The 18,431-nt window shown below is 67.4% G+C and carries 16 protein-coding genes, 1 tRNA gene and 1 pseudogene; 6 read left to right on the plus strand and 12 right to left on the minus strand.

Features of this window, described 5'->3' with window-relative positions:
* The 4 genes and pseudogenes from ABZ319_RS28515 to ABZ319_RS28530 form a co-directional block, all read left to right on the plus strand.
* Positions 1-497: pseudogene (locus ABZ319_RS28515) on the plus strand (hypothetical protein); the annotation flags it as partial.
* Between the two features lie 135 nt (positions 498-632).
* Complete coding sequence (locus ABZ319_RS28520; RefSeq protein WP_354989578.1) at positions 633-1,562, plus strand: glycoside hydrolase; 930 nt, start codon at positions 633-635, stop codon at positions 1,560-1,562.
* 134 nt (positions 1,563-1,696) lie between these two features.
* On the plus strand, positions 1,697-2,917 hold the full coding sequence (locus ABZ319_RS28525) for an acyl-CoA dehydrogenase family protein (RefSeq protein ID WP_354989579.1): 1,221 nt from the start codon (positions 1,697-1,699) through the stop codon (positions 2,915-2,917).
* Positions 2,918-3,078: 161 nt separating this feature from the next.
* A complete protein-coding gene (locus ABZ319_RS28530) occupies positions 3,079-3,408 on the plus strand; it encodes a plasmid stabilization protein (protein ID WP_354989580.1) in 330 nt (109 codons plus the stop codon).
* A 38-nt stretch (positions 3,409-3,446) separates the two neighbouring features.
* Here ABZ319_RS28530 and ABZ319_RS28535 read toward each other — a convergent pair whose 3' ends face one another.
* The 4 genes from ABZ319_RS28535 to ABZ319_RS28550 form a co-directional block, all read right to left on the minus strand.
* Positions 3,447-4,817 carry a lipase family protein gene (locus ABZ319_RS28535; protein ID WP_354989581.1) on the minus strand — a complete coding sequence of 457 codons (1,371 nt, stop codon included), beginning with the start codon at positions 4,815-4,817 and terminating at the stop codon, positions 3,447-3,449.
* A gap of 280 nt (positions 4,818-5,097) precedes the next feature.
* Positions 5,098-5,619, minus strand: a complete 522-nt coding sequence (locus tag ABZ319_RS28540; protein WP_354989582.1) for a hypothetical protein — start codon at positions 5,617-5,619, stop codon at positions 5,098-5,100.
* Between the two features lie 158 nt (positions 5,620-5,777).
* Complete coding sequence (locus tag ABZ319_RS28545; RefSeq protein WP_354989583.1) at positions 5,778-6,197, minus strand: hypothetical protein; 420 nt, start codon at positions 6,195-6,197, stop codon at positions 5,778-5,780.
* Positions 6,198-6,475: 278 nt separating this feature from the next.
* Positions 6,476-7,582 (minus strand): NADH:flavin oxidoreductase, encoded by a 1,107-nt coding sequence (locus ABZ319_RS28550; RefSeq protein ID WP_354989584.1) that lies wholly within the window; start codon positions 7,580-7,582, stop codon positions 6,476-6,478.
* 271 nt (positions 7,583-7,853) lie between these two features.
* On the opposite strand from ABZ319_RS28550, the gene ABZ319_RS28555 reads away from it, so the two are divergent.
* Positions 7,854-8,459, plus strand: coding sequence for a hypothetical protein (locus ABZ319_RS28555; protein WP_354989585.1), 606 nt, complete (start codon positions 7,854-7,856; stop codon positions 8,457-8,459).
* A gap of 324 nt (positions 8,460-8,783) precedes the next feature.
* On the opposite strand, the gene ABZ319_RS28560 is transcribed toward ABZ319_RS28555, so the two are convergent.
* Complete coding sequence (locus ABZ319_RS28560; RefSeq protein WP_354989586.1) at positions 8,784-9,512, minus strand: hypothetical protein; 729 nt, start codon at positions 9,510-9,512, stop codon at positions 8,784-8,786.
* A 277-nt stretch (positions 9,513-9,789) separates the two neighbouring features.
* Here ABZ319_RS28560 and ABZ319_RS28565 point away from each other — a divergent pair, with 277 nt between their 5' ends.
* On the plus strand, positions 9,790-11,736 hold the full coding sequence (locus ABZ319_RS28565; RefSeq protein WP_354989587.1) for a protein kinase: 1,947 nt from the start codon (positions 9,790-9,792) through the stop codon (positions 11,734-11,736).
* A gap of 12 nt (positions 11,737-11,748) precedes the next feature.
* Here ABZ319_RS28565 and ABZ319_RS28570 read toward each other — a convergent pair.
* The 7 genes from ABZ319_RS28570 to ABZ319_RS28600 form a co-directional block, all read right to left on the minus strand.
* A tRNA-Leu gene (locus ABZ319_RS28570) sits at positions 11,749-11,822 on the minus strand.
* A gap of 173 nt (positions 11,823-11,995) precedes the next feature.
* The gene (locus ABZ319_RS28575) at positions 11,996-13,462 is read right to left on the minus strand and encodes a peptide MFS transporter (protein ID WP_354989588.1); all 1,467 of its coding nucleotides are present in this window, start codon (positions 13,460-13,462) and stop codon (positions 11,996-11,998) included.
* A gap of 289 nt (positions 13,463-13,751) precedes the next feature.
* Positions 13,752-14,714, minus strand: coding sequence for a Ppx/GppA phosphatase family protein (locus ABZ319_RS28580; RefSeq protein ID WP_354989589.1), 963 nt, complete (start codon positions 14,712-14,714; stop codon positions 13,752-13,754).
* A 5-nt stretch (positions 14,715-14,719) separates the two neighbouring features.
* Positions 14,720-15,292 (minus strand): DUF501 domain-containing protein, encoded by a 573-nt coding sequence (locus ABZ319_RS28585; RefSeq protein WP_354989590.1) that lies wholly within the window; start codon positions 15,290-15,292, stop codon positions 14,720-14,722.
* Positions 15,289-15,906: a septum formation initiator family protein gene (locus ABZ319_RS28590; protein WP_354989591.1), complete on the minus strand. Its 618-nt coding sequence runs from the start codon at positions 15,904-15,906 to the stop codon at positions 15,289-15,291. The genes ABZ319_RS28585 and ABZ319_RS28590 overlap by 4 nt, the downstream gene beginning before the upstream one ends.
* 35 nt (positions 15,907-15,941) lie before the next feature.
* Positions 15,942-17,228 (minus strand): phosphopyruvate hydratase, encoded by a 1,287-nt coding sequence (gene eno, locus ABZ319_RS28595; RefSeq protein WP_354989592.1) that lies wholly within the window; start codon positions 17,226-17,228, stop codon positions 15,942-15,944.
* A 297-nt stretch (positions 17,229-17,525) separates the two neighbouring features.
* Entirely contained in the window at positions 17,526-18,284 is a 759-nt protein-coding gene (locus ABZ319_RS28600; RefSeq protein WP_354989593.1) for a lytic murein transglycosylase, read from the minus strand.
* Positions 18,285-18,431: the final 147 nt, after the last annotated feature.

Raw genomic sequence — 18,431 nt, forward strand, 5'->3', positions numbered from 1 at the left:
GCACGCCGACCGCCGCGGTGAGCTTCATCGGCGCGGCCGCGGCCGCTGCCGCCCCGGCGCCCGGCGCCGAGTGTCTATGGGCGGGAACCGGTTACGCCTCGGGCACGGGGGTCGTCGCCGGCGGTGCCGCCTACACCTGTTCCGCCGACGGCCACGGTGCGCCGGAGTGGGTGCGCGGCGCGGCGGTCGGCGGTCGGAGCACGGTGGCCAATCCCGGGGCGCGCACCCGGCCCGCCGGCACCTTCAGCATCGGCGCGGTGCAGCCGGGCAGCGAGTACACCGACTACTGCGTGGGCGCGCAGCTCATCGACGGGGCCGAACAGCAGTATCGGGTGGTGGCGCAGAACGGCAACCTGTACTGGAAGGCGGCCGGGCCGATCGCGCAGTGGGCCTTCGATCCCGGCGCGGGTCCCGCGCACACCACCCGGTCGGCGAGCCTGTGCCCGCAGGATCCGGCGGCCTGGCCCGAGAACCCGGTGCTCTGGCAACAGAACTGACCCGCCGCGGCCGGTCGGGCCGGGTCGCGCCACCCCCGGGATCTCGGTCCGTGACGTATGGAGTGTCGCGCGCCGTCCGCACGCGCATCGGCAGCCATGATGGATGCGATGTTGCCAGCGAGACGGAGGTGACTGATGGGGTTCATGAGTCGGCGCGCACTGTTGGCGTCCGCGGTGGGTCTGCCCGCGGTGCTCGCGCTGGGGTCCGCCGCCGTCGCGGCCGCACAAGCGCCCTCACGGCGGTACACCATGACGGCGTTCACCAATGACAGCGAGACCGATCTCTATGTCTACGAGTCGAACGACGCCATGACGTTCGACCTGGTGAAGGCGCAGGCCTACACCCCGCCGAGCGGATTGATGCGCGACCCGTGCATGTTCCGGCACACCGACGGCGTGTACTACCTGGCGTACACCACGGCCTGGGACGGGCACACCATCGGTTTCGCGCGCAGCACGGACCGGGTGACGTGGGCGCACCTGTACGACTACGAGTTCACACTCCCCGGCGTGACCTCGGCCTGGGCCCCGGAGTGGCTCATCGACGGCGACGGGCGGATACACGTCATGGTGTCGCTGTCGGACGGGTACCGCTTCACGCCCAATCTCATGACGACCACCGACCCGTCCTCGCCCACCGCGTGGACCGAGCCCACGCCGATGATCGGACTGTGCCCCGAGCCCGGCGACGACGCCTCCTACGGGTACATCGACACGACCGTGGCCCGAATCGGCACGCGCTACTACGCCTTCACCAAGAACGAGACGACCAAGCTGATCGAACTCGCGACGGCGGATTCGCCGGTCGGCCCGTATACCTTTGTGGCCAAGGATGATTGGGCGGGGTGGGGCTCGCCCCGCGAAGGGCAGTCGGTGACCAGGCTGCCCAACGGCGGCTGGCGCATGTTCTTCGATTCCTATATCGACGAGACCTATCTCTACAGCGACAGCTACGACAATTTCCAGACCTGGAGCAAGCCGCGCGAAGTGCCGGGGCTCTCGGGATTCATCCGGCATGTCACCGTGCTGTCCGAGGCGAGCCCGGGGGTCGCACCCGCGCCCTGAGCGAGCCGGACGGTCACCGAGCCGCGCGCGCCCGAGTCCGCGCGCCGCGGTTCGGTGCCGGGCCACCCGGCAAATCTAGAACGTGTTCTATATTCGGGGAGACAGTTCCGGCGATCCCCTCGGGAGTTCAGCGCATGTACCAGTGGTCCGACGAAGACCTGATGTTCCGCGACGCCCTGCGCGGCTTCATCGACAAGGAGGTCCGGCCGCACGTCGACCAGCTGGAGAGCGGCGCGCTGCCGCCGTTCGACATCATTCGCAAGCTGTACGCGACCTTCGGCCTGGACGAGATGGCCCGCGAGGGGCTGGAGAAGGCGATCGCGCGCGAGGAATCCGGCGCCACCGGCAAGGGCGGCAGCGGGTTCAGCGGGTCGGGCAGCATGGGGGTCATCCTCAACAGCGAGCTGGCCGGGATCAGCCTGGGACTGGTGGCCTCCATGGGCGTGAGCCTGGGGCTGACCGTCGGCACCATCCGCAGTCGCGGCACCCTCGCGCAGAAGAAGCGGTGGCTACCCGAGCTGGTGACCATGGCCAAGGTCGGCGCGTGGGCGATCACCGAACCCGATTCGGGCTCGGACGCTTTCGGCGGCATGAAGTCCTACGTGCGCCGCGACGGCGCGGACTACATCCTCAACGGGCAGAAGACGTTCATCACCAACGGCCCGCACGCGGACGTGACCGTGGTCTACGCCAAGCTCGACGAGGGCGACGGCGTCGACAAGCGCGATCGCAAGGTGCTGACCTTCGTCCTGGACCGGGGCATGGAGGGGTTCACCCAGAGCGCCGCGTTCAAGAAGATGGGCATGAACTCCTCCCCCACCGGCGAGCTGTTCTTCGACAACGTCCGCATCACCCCCGATCGGCTGCTCGGTGAGACCGAGAACCCGGCCAAGGGCGACGGAAAGGACAGCGCCAAGGAGTCTTTCGCGGCCGAGCGCATCGGCATCGCGTCGCTGGCCCTGGGCATCATCAACGAATGCCACCGGCTCAGTGTGGATTACGCGAAATCCCGCAAGCTCTGGGGTAAGGAGATCGCGCAGTTCCAGCTCATCCAGCTCAAGCTGGCCGAGATGGAGATCGCCCGAATCAACGTGCAGAACATGGTGTTCAACGCGATCGAGCGCACGGCGGCGGGCAAGCCGGTCTCGCTCGCCGAGGCTTCGGCCATGAAGCTGTACTCCTCGCGCGCGGCGACCGAGGTCGCCATGGAGGCGGTCCAGTTGTTCGGTGGCAACGGGTACATGGCCGAGTACAAGGTGGAGCAGCTCGCCCGCGACGCGAAGTCGCTGATGATCTACGCGGGCAGCAACGAAATCCAGGTCACGCATATCGCGAAGGGGTTGCTCGCGCGCTAGCGCCACGACACTTCACCCCCGCAGCCCGGCGGGAGCGGGGTGTTTGCGGACCCGGGTGCGGGGTATCGCGCCGGTGAACCCATGGGCGAGCGGCCGGGCCGTGTGAGCGGTGACCGCGGAACTCGCGTGTGGGCGAACCGATGCGACGCGGGAGGTTCGAGATGCCGAAGGAATGGACCGACAAGCAGGAACGCCAGTACGAGCACATCCGCGATTCGGCCGAGGATCGCGGGACGGGCGAGAAGCGCGCCAAGGAGATCGCCGCGCGCACGGTCAACAAGAATCGCGCGCGGGCGGGGCAGACCAAGACCGCCAGCCGGACGTCCCTGGAGGGCAAGTCGCCGCAGCAGCGGGGCGGGCAGCGCTCCGGGACGCGCGGGCCGAAGGGGCTGACCCGCGATCAGCTGTACAACGAGGCCAGGCAGCGCAATATCGAGGGGCGCTCGAAGATGACGAAGGCACAGCTGGCCAAGGCTCTCGGAAAGAGCTGATCCGCGCCGGATGCTGCCCGACGCGGATCAGCCGGCGATCAGCGGCTGCCGATCGGCTGATTCAGGAAGGCGGCGAGTTCGCCGCCGATGATCGACACCCATTCGCCCCAGGTAGCGGGGTTGAGGGTCATCGAGCCGACGTCGGTGAGCTGACAGCCGCCGGCGGTGGGCTTGCCGGCGAAGCGGTCGCGCATCCACATCATGGCGCTCGGGAGAGCGATCGCCTCCAGGCTCAGGTGCTCGCTGGCGTGGTCGCGGGTGTAGGTGATGTTCGCGTTCGGGTCCTGGCAGTAGGCGCCGTAGAGCGTGTTCACCGGGCCGACGGGGACCAGCCAGTCCATGTTCGCCTGGTACAGGAAGACCGGCATGTCGGGGACCGACTTGCCCATGCGGGTGCGATCGAGCACCGCCTGGGCGGCGGGGGCGAGCAGCGGATCACCCGGGGTGGTGAACAGGCCCTTCAGATTCATGAACGGCAGCGAGGCCGCCTGATAGACCACGCACAGTCGATCCTTGGCGGCCAGCAGGAACTGGCCGAGCGGATTGGTGTTCTCGCGCAGGAAGGCCGCGAATTCCGGTTCCTCGTGCGCCAATCCGATGACGCCCGCCAGCACGAGGCCCGAGGCGGCGTTGTTGTTGGCCAGGTCCACGAGCGCACCGAGATCGGCGTCGGTGCCGCCGGAGGTCGCACCGACGATATTCAGTTCCGGCGCATAGGTTTTGCGCATTTCCGCAGCCCACATGGTGGGGACCGAGCCGCCGGAGTAGCCCATCATGCCGACCTGGGTCGCGGCGCCGTCCAGGCCGAGCGGCTCGAAGTTCTCGGCGGCTCGAATGCCGTCCAGGGCAATGCGTCCGGCGAGCGGGCCGTGGGCGAAGGCTGCGTTCGGACCCTGATGGTCGGGCACCACCACCGCCCAGCCCTGCTGTAGCGCGACCTGGACTTCGAGGAAGGCGATGGAGGCGACGGCCTGGCCGGTGACGAATCCGGGGACCGCCCACTGCTGGATCGCGTAGGACGAGGCGCAGTACTGGCCCGTCGAGTCCTCGGCCATGTGGTAGGACAACAGGTTTCGCGTTCCGTGCGGTACTTCGCCGCGCGGCTTCAGCAGGGTCGCGACCGCGCCGATGGGCTGGTCGCGGCTGTCGTTGGAGCGGTACGAGACCTGCCAGGCGTCGACGTTGAGCGGGAGCACGTTGTAGGTCGCCACGTTGACCTGGCGGACGGCGATGATCTCACCGGGGGCCTTGGCCGCCACCGCGTCGGCGGGCGGGCGGTAGAAGGTGTCGAACTCCGGGATGACCGGTGAGCTCAGGAACGGCGGGGCGGGTTGCACGGGGCCGTCGTAGGGAGCCGCGACCGCGGCCGGAACCGCCGTCGTCATCGTCGCGGCGATCAGGGCGAGCACGAGTGCGCCGGCCGATCGCCGTGATCGTGTTGCGTTCCCCCGCGGTCGCCAGTTCCATGCGGCCATATCGCGTACACCCCAGCATCATTGTTGGACACGAGCATCTAAGATGTGGTGCACATTACCCAGCCGGTTGGATCGGGCACAAGTCACAGACGCATGCGTCTAAAACATTGCTTCGCGCGCACGAAAAGGGGCGTCCCGGTGCGGGACGCCCCTTTCGATACTCAGGTATCGCGGGGTCGCGCTCGGTTGCCGAGCGTTCCCGTGATCGGCCGAATCAGAACGCCGGCACGTCGCTGGTGCTGGCGTTGCCGCCGACCGAGGGCTTCAGCGTGATCTCCCAGTCGGAGTCGGCGTCGAAGGAGTCGTCGAACTTCTGGAAGTCCTTGTCGCGGGTGAAGCCGAGCGCGGCCTGATCCCAGTCGGTGCCGGTCTTGAGGTACACGTAGTACGTACCGGCGATGCCCTCGAGCGTGGCCTTGGAATTGCCCTGCACGTAGATCGTGGCCTGCGGCGACGACGGGCTGCCGTTCGTGACGACGATGGCGTAGTCCTTGCTGTTGCCGTTGTCGATCTCCAGCGTGCCGGTGCCGTTCAGCCCGGCCTGCTGCACGATCGCGCCGTTCTCCGCGCGCCGGTTCTGCAGCGGCGCGGCCGGTGCGGTCGACTTCGCGGACGTGGTGGTGGCAGCGGCCTTGGTGGTGGTCGACTTGGCCGTCGTCCCGTCCGACCCGTTGCACCCCGCCACCAGTACCGCGACGACCGCGACGGCACCAACGAGCCAGCTTCTCTTGGACATTGTCTTCCCCACCTTCGAACTCGCAGCGCCGGAACGACGCTCACGCTCACTTCTCACGCGCAAATAGCTACCACAGCTTCCCGACAAGTCCGCCGATCCGCAAGTCCTTTGAAACGGGGTGGTTCGCCGGTTCGCCGCAGGTGAGCGGGCGCGCCGAATCAGTAGGCGAGACAGGCGGAGCCGAGGTTCACGCCGGTGCCGATGTCGACCGGCTGCCGGATCTGAGCGGTCGCGCCGGGCTGGAAGGCGTAGATGTAGGTGGGCTTCGTGGAGGTGGGGGTCCAGGTCACTTTCGCCTCGCCGCCGACGGGCTGGGCGTCGGCGAAACCGGAGGGGCCCTGGCCTTCTTCGTAGAAGTAGACCCGCTTGCTGTTGTCGTCGACGGTGGCGGTGATCGTGTAGGAGCAGCCGGTGCCCTGAGCGTGGATGCCGAGGGTGAGGCCGGGGGCGATCGCGATGCCGGTCACCGTGGCCGAGGCCGTGGGGGCGGCCAGAATGCTCGCGCTGGTCGCGATACCCAGCACCGCTGCTCCCGCGGCGATACGAACCCCGTTGACAGCCTTGTTGTTTCGCGTCATGGCTGGTGAATCTCCTCCGGTCTGGGTCCGGAAAGTCTGTCCCGGAAACCGATTCGAACTTCGATCTCCGAACATATGTCCCGCCCCGGGACCCACACCATCGGACACATGCCCTATTCCCCTGCCGTGCCCGTCACACTCCGACCGGATGCGAGGTCTGAACAGCCACACGTGAATCCACTTGTCCCGCAATGCAGCCGAGTTCGTCGTCCAACCCGAGCAAAAGGATTGGTCCCGGAAGCCGGTTGGTATCGGCTTCCGGGTCCTCGGGACAGCGGTCAGCGGAACGGGATGATGTCGGCCAGGCGGCCGTCGCGGACCTTGTTGACCCACTCGGGGTCGGCGAGGAGGGCGCGGCCTACGGCCACCAGGTCGAACTCGCCGCGGGCGAACTGGTCGCGCAGGACCGAGAAGCGCTGGGCCTGGGTCTCGTCGATTCCGTCGCCGAGGAAGACCTTGTCCACGCCCACCGAGCCGACGGTGATGACCGGGAGGCCGGTCACCTTCTTGGTCCAGCCCGCGAGGCTGACATCCTCGGCGTGCGTTGTGAATTCGGGGACCCAGTGGCGGCGGACCGAGGCGTGGAAGACGTTCACGCCCGCGTCGACCAGCGGGGTCAGGAGTTCCTCGAGCTCGCCGGGGGTTTCGGCGATGCGGGCGGTGTAGTCGTCGCCCTTCCACTGGGAGAAGCGGTAGATGATGGGGAAGGCGGGGCCGACTGCCTCGCGCACCGCGGCCACGACGCGGGCGGGGAACGCCGCGCGCTGCCGCAGCGGACCGCCGTACTCGTCGGTGCGGAGATTGGTTGTACCCCAGAAGAATTGGTCGAGCAGGTAGCCGTGCGCGCCGTGCACCTCGATGCCGTCGAAGCCGAGCTGCTGGGCCAGCAGCGCCGACTCCACATAGGACTCGATGAGCGTGTCGAGGTCGTCGTTCGTCAGGGCCCGCCCGACCGGCTTGCCACTGGCCTTCACCCCGGACGGGCTCACCGTCGGCACTTCCGGCTCGAACTTGGGGCTGCCGCCGCGCGAAGCGCCCATATGCCACAGCTGCGGAACGATGGCCGATCCCTGCGCGTGCACCGCGTCCACGACCTCGCGCCATCCCGCGGCGCTCTCCTCGCCGTAGAAATGCGGCACGGCCAGATCGGGCCCGGCGGCCGGCCCCCGGACGTAGGTCCCCTCGGTGATGATCAGCCCGACTCCGCCGGCGGCATGGTCGCGGTAGTAGCCGATGTTCTCCGCGTTAGGCACCCCACCCGGCGACTTGCTCCGTGTCATCGGGGCCATCGCGAACCGGTTCCGCAACCGCAACCCACCCACCTGAACCTCTTCGAACAGCTCGTCCAGCGCGAGCGAGGGTACCCCGGCCGATTCCTGTGACATACGCAAAACTTCCTTCCAACTAGCCGACGCGGCTCCAAATTCCCGAAACAACGCCGCCACCCCACCCATTCCCGGCCGGGGTGCTCAGATCCTGAAGTGCCTGGCACCGCGGCATCCTTATCACGGCCCACACCTTCCGAACCCCGGCACCGTCGCCAACTATCGCGCGAGCGGGCCGAACCTCACGAGCAATGCGATCGAAAGTCCGGACGAGGCCATTGTCGTGCCCCGCTGCTACCGTCGCTCGCGCAGATGAAGCAGAGGAGCTTTGATGAGTCGCGGATTCATGGTGTATGCCGTTGATATTCAACGTATTCGAGCGGTGATCGGTAGCGGCGACCGGGAACTGGCGACGGAGCTGGTGGGTGAACTGGGTGGGGAACTCGACTCGCTCGACAAGGAATCCACGTACTGGTACCCGGGCGGCACCCCACCGTCCGGCCGCGACGCTCTGGTTCGCATGATCGTCGAGGCGGGGTATCAGGACCAGCCCGATGTCGAGAAGTACGCGGCGGTTTACGGGTACTGCTTCGAGCGACTCTGCGACCACCTGGGCACCGCACTCGGCAACGAGGGCTGGGAGCGGGCGCGTGGCACCTGGCTCGCGTACATCGAGGACGAACTGGGTAGCATCGAAGTCTGCTTCGAACCGTTCGAGGAACTGATCAGCGGCGAAACCGTTCCCCTGCCGAATATCTGGGATGTCCCGGCAATAGGCTGCACCCCGCGTGAGTTCATGGCCGGGATGATCGAGAAGCTCGAACCCGCCCTCTCCGCCGATATCGACGAGGAAGTACAGGAGGCGGTGGAACAGGTCGTGGACTGGGCGAAGTACTGCGGCTCCGCCGAGTTGGATCTGGTCTGCTTCTACTACTGACACGTCCCTACCCTCGTCCCCCTACTACTACGCCACCACGCTCCCTGCCTTCGCCCCCGACGGCGCTCACCTGCTGGCAACCCGCTGGATAGAGAATTCCGCGAAGGTCGTCACCGGCGCGGAGATCTGGATCATGAACCCCGACGGCACCTCACCCCGCCGCCTCTCGGATCCGAATCAGAGAGCGCGAGCGGCCAGTTGGGGCGGCAACCCGGCCCGGCTGAATCGCTGACCCGCCCCGGTAACCCGGCCGGCTACCGCTCGGCGCGGGCCACGCTCCCGCGACGATGTCGTGGGCGTCTCTACCGCGGGGTGAGAGGGGCATCAGATCCGGAAATGCCGAGCACCGCCACTGGGAGGCTCCCAGCCGTCTGCGACCAACGAATCCAAAGCCGACTGCACCAGCGCGTGCTCCCCTGTTCCTTCCTGCAACCAACGCCCCCAATGGACGTCGAGGTTGAGCGTCAGGATGCTCTCGAAGCCGATGGTGAAATTCACGGGCGGTAGGTAGCGGGCATGCTGGGGTAACGGAGCGAGCCAGTTCCTGCCCTCGGCATCACTACTGACGGGTAAGTCGAAAGTGTTGTCCCACAATGTAACCGGAAGGACCGGCGTGTTCGGCGGGACACTCTCCCCCGCCAAACGGGCGGAAATGCCGACGGGCATGATTTCTTTGAACATCACGAACAAGCCCGGCGGGCAAGTGAAGGAGCTCAACGCTTCCCGATAGGTTGAGGTCAGGGCAACGTCCGTCAGAGCCGAATACCGCCTGGTGACGGCAGGGGCCGGCTCGCCTTCCCACGACGGCATCTCACGATCGAGAATCTCCCAGTACGACCCCGGCGGCCTCGGGTCGTTCACATCGATATAGAGGTCATCGATCGCGTAGGTGAACCAGAAAACGAACCCATTCGGGCGCACCACATCCGCCAGATGCTCGCGTACCCGGAGCGCATCGGAGAACAAGTCCTCCGAGCTTTCGACCTCCTCCGGGATCCGCCTCCTGAAACACAAATACTCACCGTGCGGCCGGTATTCACTGAAGCCGGTCACGCAGTTCTCCTCATCGCACACCACCATGTCCTCGCCGAAGTGAGCTTCGGGCCTCGTTCCCGCGTGGCGTTGCCCAAAGCAAACTACCCGGATCGTCGTTGTTCGCCGCCACCTTGTGACAGAGACGCGGTCACCACTCGAACCAATCACGGCGCAGCCGGATCCTCGAGGGTTTCGTGTCGTCCAGCTGTATTACTGTCTGGATCACTGTTTTTCGGCATACGAGCGATGACCGCGCGCATGCCTCGGGAGGTGTGGCGATGGTGCGGGCGGGGCGATGATCACCGATTACAAGATCCTGCAGCGGATCGGCGACGGTGCGATGGGCGCGGTGTATCTGGCACGGCATTCGAAGTCGGATCGTGTGGTGGCCTTGAAGGTAATACGCGGGCTCCCTGCGGAATACCGGACTCGGGCCGCATTCGAGTGCGCGGTCGAACTGATGTCGAGTCTCGACCATCCGAACATCGTGCCCGTCTACGACCGGAGTGGCCCGAAAGACAACCAGCTCTGGCTGGCAATGCGCGATATCGCGGGCGGTGACCTCTCCGGGCTGCTCGGCGCCGCTCCGGGCGGTCTCGAACCCGATCGAGTGACAAGGCTGATCAACGGTGCCGCAGCGGCTTTGCAGTACGCCCACTCCCAGGGTGTACTGCACGGTGATGTCAAACCGGCCAGCGTTTTGGTCGAAAGCGACGACGACGGCGAACGAGCCGTGTTGACCGATTTCGGGATTTCACGCTCGCTCGCCGGCTCCGGTTTGGTTTCGGACACCGCCACGAGGTTCGCGTACACGGCGCCGGAGTTTTTCACCGGAGCTCACGAGATCGATCACCGCGCCGATGTTTATGCGCTGGGCTGCACGGCATTCGAACTTCTCACGGGTCACCTGCCCTACCGATTCGGCGGGCAGATCGTGTTCTACGCGCACATGTACTATCCGCCGCCGTCCCCGCGGGTGTGGCGGCCCGACCTTCCGGTCGAGCTCGATGCGGTGATCGCCAAGGCCATGGCCAAGGACCCTGCCGACCGCTATCGCACCTGTACCGAATTCGCCGCCGAGTTCGGCGGCGCACTCACCACCGGCACGTTCGTACCGCGGGATGCAGCTGCGGATGTAACCACGCCCGGCGAGCCCAACGACGATGAGATCTGGTATCCGCCTGCGGAATCGGATGATTTCGCCGCCACGCTTCTCGACTTCGGATTGACACTGAAGGAGCGGGGCGCGTTCGACGAGGCGGAAGGGTGTATCCGGCGCGCGGTCGAGGAAGGCAGCGTCGAGGCAATCTACAGTCTCGCGCGGCTGCTGATCGAACAGGGCGGATTCGCCGAAGCCGAGGGGTGGTATCGATACGCCGCCGACAACGGGCACGCGGGCGGACTGCTCGGCCTCGGCAACCTGAAGAAGCAGCGGGGCGAACTGGCCGAAGCCGAGCAGTACTACCGCCGCGGCGCGGACAACAACGATGTCGCCGCAATGACCAACCTCGCAGTCCTGCTCAGCGAGCGCGGTGAGCTCACCGACGCCGAAACGTGGTTTCGGCGCGCGGCCGAAGGCGGCAGTGTCGATGGGATGGCAGGTCTCGGCTGGGTGCTGGACGGACGAGGCGAACTCGACGAGGCCGAGATGTGGTATAGCCGGGCCGCCGAACACGACCAGCCGCAGGCCATCCACAATCTCGTGATCCTGCGGAGACATCGCCGCGAACTCGACGAAGAATCCGCTGGCCCCGAGGACAATCCGGGCCCGGACCCCGATCCGGACCCAGACCCAGACCCAGACCCAGACCCAGAGGATCCTGACGCACTCGTCGCCCACGGCGACCACTTGAAGCTGCGCGGCGATGCGGTCGCGGCCGAAAGCTGCTACCGCCGGGCTGCAGGTGCGGAGAACAGCGCGGGAATGTTCAACCTCGGGGTGCTCTTGCAGACACGTGGTGACGAGGCCCAAGCCGAAGTCTGGTTCCGGGCCGCCGCGGACAAGAACCACGCACTCGCGATGCATCGCGTCGGGTATCTGCTGAGGCGACGCGGCGAACTCGAGGAAGCTGAATTCTGGTATCGCCGCGCGATGGACCACGGAAACGACGCCGCGGTGGTGGGTCTCACCGTTCTCCTGGAACAGCGCCGCAGACTTTCCGCCGCCGACTTCCGTCGTGACGCCGCCACGAGCGACGCTCCCCGCGCAACCCACCTGACGAATCTGCACACGCTGGGATGAGCGGCGCGGCGGTGCCCCCGGTCGGGTTCGAACCGACACTTGGTGGATTTTAAGTCCACTGCCTCTGCCAATTGGGCTACGGGGGCGTCTGGGTCAGAGTACCGAGCCGTACGGTCTGGCTGGAAGGAGGCTGACCGCCGATTCTGGGGGGGGAAAACGGGGGTGGGGAACGGAAGGGGCCGGGCGGGGGTGGCGCGGGAGTCGGGAGTGGGGGCGGGTTTTCGGTGGTGGGAGGGGGTTTTCGGGGGGCGGGGGCGGGTTAGTGGACGCCTTCCATGTGGCTGCTGATTCGGGGGGCTATCAGCCAGACCACGATGCCTACCGCTATCGCCACCAAGCCGGTCAGGCCGAAGTAGGCGAACTCGTGGGAGGGATCGTAGAACTTCGACAGGGAGCCGGACATCGACGTCCCGATCCCGACGGAGAAGAAGTAGAGGGCCATCATCTGGGCGCGGAAGGCGTTGGGGGCCAGCTTCGTCGTGACGGCCAGGCCGATCGGGGACAGCAGGAGCTCCGAGACCGCGAAGCCGCCGAGGACCAGGAACACGAACAGGATCGGGACCGTCTTGCCCTCGCTGCCGGAGTAGAGGACGAAGAGCATGAAGGCCACGCCCATCCCGATCACGCCGAGGGCGAACTTGCGCGGGGTGCTGGGGGCGCGATTGCCCAGGCGCGTCCACAGCAGCGCGAACAGCGGGGACAGCGTGATGATCCAGACCGGCTCCATCGAGCTGATCCAGCTCGGCGGCGCGTCCCAGCCGAAGACGTTCCAGTTGATGCGTTCGTCGGAGTACACGGCCAGCACCGTGAAGATCTGCTGGAACAGCGACCAGAACACCGCGTTCGCGATGAACAGCGGAATGAACGCGCGCACGCGGGTGCGCTCGATCGGCTCCACCTTCGGGCTGCGCAGCATGATCACGAAGTAGGTCAGCGCGGCCAGCGCGATCACGCCGGTGGTCACGTCGGGCAGGTTCGACAGCGTCAGCAGACCCGTCAGCGCGGCTACCGCGACCAGCACGCCGAGCACCGCCACGAACCCCAGAACGCGCGGAATCTGCTGGCGCGGCAGCGGATTGGGAACCTCACGCCCGTGCGTTCCGAGGTTGCGGCGGAACACCACGTACTGGGTCAGCCCCAGCGCCATCCCGACCGCGGCCGCGCCGAACCCCCAGTGGAAGCCGATATTGCGCTGCAGCACACCGGTAATCAGCGGCCCGATGAACGCGCCCAGGTTGATCCCGAGGTAGAACAGCGTGAAGCCGCCGTCCACACGGGCATCGTCCTTGTCGTAGAACGTGCCCAGCAGCGAGGATGCATTGGCCTTGAGCGCACCAGATCCCAGCGCGACCAGCACCAGGCCGACCCCGACGCCGGCGAGCCCGGGCAGCAGCGCCAGGGCGATGTGCCCGGCCATCACGACCACGCCGCCGTAGAAGACCGTGCGCTCCATCCCCAGCACCCGGTCGGCGATCCAGCCGCCGAGCACCGTGGAGAGATAGACGAGGCCGCCGTACGCGCCGACGATGCCGGTGGCGGTGGCCTTCGGCAGATCGAGGCCGCCCTCGGAGACGGAGTAGTACAGGTAGTAGCCGAGGATCGCGACCATGCCGTAGAACGAGAACCGTTCCCACAGCTCCACACCGAAGAGATTCGCGAGCCCGATGGGATGCCCGAACAACGTGCGCTGAACCGGCGCGATGTCCTCGCGTGCTACTTCCGACATGATCCAGACCCTCCCATACCGGGCAATCTGACAGCAACCTCAGTTGTTGACGTATGTCTCGAGAATTCCCGCATGTACCCGGGTCGAATCAGACTCGGCAGCGGTCCTCAGTTTGCCAGTCCGGGCAAAAAATAGCTGCCGTTGTCAGATCGCGAGTTGTGGCGCGCTCGCGCCGAGGTCCCGACCACGTGAAACGGGGCCGTGGCTGGTAGCCACGGCCCCGAAGAAATCCGTCACGACATCCGAAAACCCGCCGCGCCCGCGGAACACACCGGCCACAAACCGGCACTCACGCGATGGACAGCGCGATCCCGTCCAGAATGTCGTGTTCGCTGACGATCAACTCGTCGATCCCCGCCCGCCGCGCCAGCTCGTCGGCCAGCACCTCGGCGATCACCGCACCGCCGCCGATCACGTCCACCCGCCCGGGATGCATCGGCCCGAGCGCGGCCCGCTCGTCGTGGTTCATCTTGATCAGCCGATCGCACACCGCCCGCAGATCCGCGCCCGACAGCCGGGTGAGATGCACGCGCTCCGAGTCGTATTCGGGCAGATCCAGCGCGACGGCCGCCAGCGTGGTCATGGTGCCGGCCACCCCGACCCAGGTGTGCGCCCGCTCGACCGGCACGACCCCGAACGCCTGCGCCAGCCGCTCGGAGGCGAAGAACCGCGCCGAGGCCACTTCCTCCGGGGTGGGCGGATTGCCGTGCAGCGCGCGCTCGGTGATGCGCACGCAGCCGATGTCGGCCGAGTACGCCGACTGCACGCCCGAACTGTCCCCGAGTACCACCTCGGTGGAGCCGCCGCCGAGATCGACGACAACGAAAGGTCCCTGCTCGCTGGACAATTCACCGACCGCGCCGGCGAAGGACAGCCGGGCCTCCTCGTCGCCGGTGATGACCTCGGCCTGTGCCCCGGGCACCGCGCGGCCGAGTTCGGCGGCGGTCATGGTGAAGAAGTCCTCGCGATTGCTCGCGTCGCGGGTGGCGGAGGTGGCGGTCATGCGGACCCGCGTCACCTTGTGCTCGATCATGAGGTCGACGTAGTCGGCCAGCGCGACCCGGGTGCGTTCGATGGATTCGGGAGCCAGCGCGCCGGTGGCGTCCACGCCCTGCCCGAGCCGCACGATGCGCATCTCGCGATGCACATCGGTCAGGTGCGGCGGCGTGGCGTCGCCGTCCCGGACCGCGTCGGCGATCAGTAGTCGAATCGAGTTGGTGCCGCAGTCGATCGCGGCGATCCGCTCACCCATGACAACTACTCCTCCGAGATCGAATCTTCCGGCTTGCCCCGATACTGCTCGGCCTGCGGCCAGTCTGCCGGAATCGCGGTACCGCGCAACCCGTTCTCGGCCGCGAGCGCCACCGCTTCGTCGCCGAGCAGGTTCAGGCCCGGCCCCTTGGCCAGCGAATGCGCGATGAGCACGTGCAGGCATTTGACCCGATCCGGCATGCCGCCGCCGGCGAAATCGGTGCCCAGATCCTCGATGGCGTTGCGCTCGGCCATGAAGCTGTCGTACGCGGCGCGGTAGGAGGCCGCCAATTCCGCGTCGCGGGTGAGCCGTTCGCTCATCTCCTTCATCAGCCCCGTGGTCTCCAGCCGGCTCGCCTCGGCGGTGAGCCGGGGATCGGTCAGGTAGTACAGGGTCGGGAAGGGCGTGCCGTCGGGCAGCTTCGGCTGCGTCTTCACCACGGCGGGCAGACCGTCGGGGGTGTGATAGGCGATGGCGAGCACGCCGCGCGGCTCACGGCCCAGCTGTTTGGCGACGATCTCGAGATCCCGCTCGCTGGGCGCTTCGTCCCCGGGGCGGCTGTTCTCGGATGCGGTCACCTGGGTTGTCCTTCCTCGGCTGAACTTGCGGGCTGCGGCGCGGAAATGCTGCGCCAGAGCTCGGTGTACCAGGGATCGGGTTCCCTGGTCTTGGTGGGCTGGATGGGCACGGCCGGTTGTTCCATGCCGGGCACCTGCACGATGTAGGCCGTCTCGCCGGGCATGACCAGCCGCAGCCGGTCCTTCGCCTCGCGCTTGATGTAGGCCGGATCCTGTTGTTCGGCACGACGATCGCGCAGGCGCGCCACGTCGTCGACGAGTTGCTCACGCTGGGCGGCGAGTTCGGCCGCCTCGGTGCGCTGGGTGAAGTAGGTGCGCAGCGGCACGGCCAGGGTGAGCGCGAGACCGCACAGCACGGCGGCCAGCAGCACCGCCCGGCCGGTGGACATGCCGAGGATCTTGCGTTCGGGCCGTTGGTTCTTGGCCCGCGCGGTGCGCCTGCCGACCGCGGCCTTGGCCGCTGTGGTCCTACCGCGCCTGCTCTCCCCCGACCCGCTGCGCGTGGTCTGGGTGCGCTTGGCGCCCGCGCCGCCGGTCCGAGGTTTGGCGGTACGCGACGGGCGGCGGTCACCGCGTCCTGCCGGACTGGTACCCCGCGCCCGTCGCTCCGTCATCTCACCCCTCGAAACTCAGCGGTTGTCGTGGACTTTCAGCCTTCGAACGCGAAACGCGGGAACGCGACATCGCCCGCGTAGCGCGCGGAGTCGCCCAGCGCGTCCTCGATGCGCAGCAGCTGGTTGTACTTGGCCACGCGCTCCGAGCGCGCCGGGGCGCCGGTCTTGATCTGGCCCGAGCCCACGGCGACGGCCAGGTCGGCGATGGTGGTGTCCTCGGTCTCGCCGGACCGGTGGCTCATCATCGTCTTGTAGCCGTTGCGGTGCGCGAGGTCGACCGCGTCCAGGGTCTCGGTCAGGGTGCCGATCTGGTTGACCTTGACCAGCAGCGCGTTGGCCGCGCCCTTGGCGATGCCCTCTTCGAGCCGCTCGGGGTTGGTGACGAACAGGTCGTCGCCGACCAGCTGCACCTTGTCGCCGATGAGGTCGGTGAGCGCGACCCAGCCGTCCCAGTCGTCCTCGTCCAGCGGATCCTCGATGGAGACGATCGGGTACTGGGTGATGAGCTCGCTGTAGAACTCGATCATCTGCGCGGCCGAGCGGACCTCGCCTTCGAACTTGTAACCCGAACCGGCGGTGTAGAACTCGGTGGCGGCGACGTCGAGCGCGAGCGCCACGTCGGTGCCCAGCTTGTAGCCGGCCTTGTCGATGGCGGTGGAGATCAGGTCCAGCGCGGCGCGGGTGCCCGCGACGTCGGGGGCGAAGCCGCCCTCATCGCCGAGACCGGTGGACAGCCCCTGGGACTTGAGCACCGACTTGAGCGAGTGGTAGATCTCGGTGCCCCAGCGCAGCGCTTCCTTGAAGGTCGGCGCGCCGATCGGGGCGATCATGAATTCCTGCACGTCCACGCCGGTGTCGGCGTGCGCGCCACCGTTGAGGATGTTCATCATGGGCACGGGCAGCACGTGCGCGTTCGGGCCGCCGATGTAGCGGAACAGCTCCAGGCCCGAGGATTCGGCCGCGGCGCGGGCCACGGCGAGCGAAACGCCCAGCAGGGCATTGGCGCCCAGACGTGACTTGTCCGGGGTGCCGTCCAGATCCAGCAGGGCCTGGTCGACGGTGCGCTGCTCGACGGCGTCCAGTCCGATGATGGCCGGCGCGATCTCGTCGAGGACGCCCTCGACGGCCTTGCGCACGCCCTTGCCGTTGTAGCGGTCGCCACCGTCACGCAGCTCGACGGCCTCGTGTTCACCGGTGGACGCGCCGGACGGCACGGCCGCGCGGGTGAGGGTGCCGTCGTCGAGAGCGATCTCGACCTCGACGGTGGGGTTACCACGCGAATCCAGGATCTCGCGGGCTCCGACCTGTTCGATGATGGCCACGAAACGACACTCCTTCGGCTACTGACTCGGCAGGTCGCACGGAACAACCCGTGCAGGCCCCGAGCCTAGCAGTGTGTATTTCGCCCTCTGTGCCATTGGCCTCCGCTTCGCTCCGGCGTGGTTCGCGGCCCCGAAGTCTCGTTCTTCCCTCCCTCCGCTCCTCCGCTTCGCTCCCCCGCTCCACTCAGTCCAGAACGAGACGGCCGCGAACCCGGCGCGTCGATCTCGACTCACCGCTGCGCCATTCACAGGAGGCGCGACTCGCCGTTTCGCCTTGCGGTCCGGCGCGACTCGCCGTTATGCCTTGCGTCCCACGCTGTAGGCGGCCGCGCGGTCGCGGACGGTCTTCATATAGACGGCGGACTGGTTGTAGGTCATCAGCGCCTTCTCCCAGCCGGGCGCGCCGGTGAGGTCGCCGCCGCTGACGCAGAGGTAGCGAGCCGCGGTCAGGGCCGCGTCGTCGATGTTGTCCGGATCGGCTACGCCGTCGCCGTTGGCGTCGACGCCGTAGCGCTGCCAGGTCTCGGGAATGAACTGCAGCGGGCCCATGGCGCGGTCGTGGACCGTGTCGCCGTCGAGCTTGCCGCCGTCGCTGTCCCTGATGAGCGCCACCCCGGGCGAGCCGTCCAGCGCGATGCCGCGAATCGAGGGCGTGACCTTCCCGTCGTCGGCGACCTTCGCGCCGCGGTGGGTGCCGTGTCTGCTCTCCACGCTCGCGATGCCCGCGATGGTGGTCCAGCCGATTCCGCAGTCGGGCCGCGAGCGCGCCATGACGGCGGCCGCGTAGCCGTACGCCTCCAGCGCGACCGCGGGGATGCCCATGCTGCCGGCTTGGTCATCGGCCCACGCGCGCAACTGAATTGCGCTGCGCCCCGGCGCATCCAGATCGATCACGGGCAGCGGCGCGCCCGCGCCGGGCGGCGTACCATCCGGGATCGGAGTGAGATCGACTGAGCCGCAACCGGTCAGCAGCACCAGAACGGACGCCGTGCCCAACAGGCCGGCACGGGACATGACAGCGCCGAGACCGGCCTTGGTGAAACGCACCCTGTCCATCATGCATATGGATCGGCGCGCCATCCAGGAACGTCAACATGGGCGCGCAGGTGTCGGCCGGATCGATACGCCCCGGTGACCGGCACGGCTATTCTTTGATACCTCTCAGCTATTTTTGTGACACGCGCTTAGGTAAGCCTTGCCAAA

This window comes from Nocardia sp. NPDC005978 (assembly GCF_040614455.1).
Lineage (GTDB): Bacteria > Actinomycetota > Actinomycetes > Mycobacteriales > Mycobacteriaceae > Nocardia.

Excerpts from the sequence above, each read along its gene's own strand:
- ABZ319_RS28520 (WP_354989578.1), top strand. The coding sequence starts at position 633 with ATGGGGTTCATGAGTCGGCGCGCACTGTTGGCGTCCGCGGTGGGTCTG.
- ABZ319_RS28575 (WP_354989588.1), bottom strand. The coding sequence starts at position 13,462 with ATGTCGGAAGTAGCACGCGAGGACATCGCGCCGGTTCAGCGCACGTTG.
- ABZ319_RS28600 (WP_354989593.1), bottom strand. The coding sequence starts at position 18,284 with ATGGACAGGGTGCGTTTCACCAAGGCCGGTCTCGGCGCTGTCATGTCC.
- ABZ319_RS28545 (WP_354989583.1), bottom strand. The coding sequence starts at position 6,197 with ATGACGCGAAACAACAAGGCTGTCAACGGGGTTCGTATCGCCGCGGGA.
- ABZ319_RS28530 (WP_354989580.1), top strand. The coding sequence starts at position 3,079 with ATGCCGAAGGAATGGACCGACAAGCAGGAACGCCAGTACGAGCACATC.
- ABZ319_RS28550 (WP_354989584.1), bottom strand. The coding sequence starts at position 7,582 with ATGTCACAGGAATCGGCCGGGGTACCCTCGCTCGCGCTGGACGAGCTG.
- ABZ319_RS28525 (WP_354989579.1), top strand. The coding sequence starts at position 1,697 with ATGTACCAGTGGTCCGACGAAGACCTGATGTTCCGCGACGCCCTGCGC.
- ABZ319_RS28580 (WP_354989589.1), bottom strand. The coding sequence starts at position 14,714 with ATGGGTGAGCGGATCGCCGCGATCGACTGCGGCACCAACTCGATTCGA.
- ABZ319_RS28540 (WP_354989582.1), bottom strand. The coding sequence starts at position 5,619 with ATGTCCAAGAGAAGCTGGCTCGTTGGTGCCGTCGCGGTCGTCGCGGTA.
- ABZ319_RS28565 (WP_354989587.1), top strand. The coding sequence starts at position 9,790 with ATGATCACCGATTACAAGATCCTGCAGCGGATCGGCGACGGTGCGATG.
- ABZ319_RS28590 (WP_354989591.1), bottom strand. The coding sequence starts at position 15,906 with ATGACGGAGCGACGGGCGCGGGGTACCAGTCCGGCAGGACGCGGTGAC.
- ABZ319_RS28555 (WP_354989585.1), top strand. The coding sequence starts at position 7,854 with ATGAGTCGCGGATTCATGGTGTATGCCGTTGATATTCAACGTATTCGA.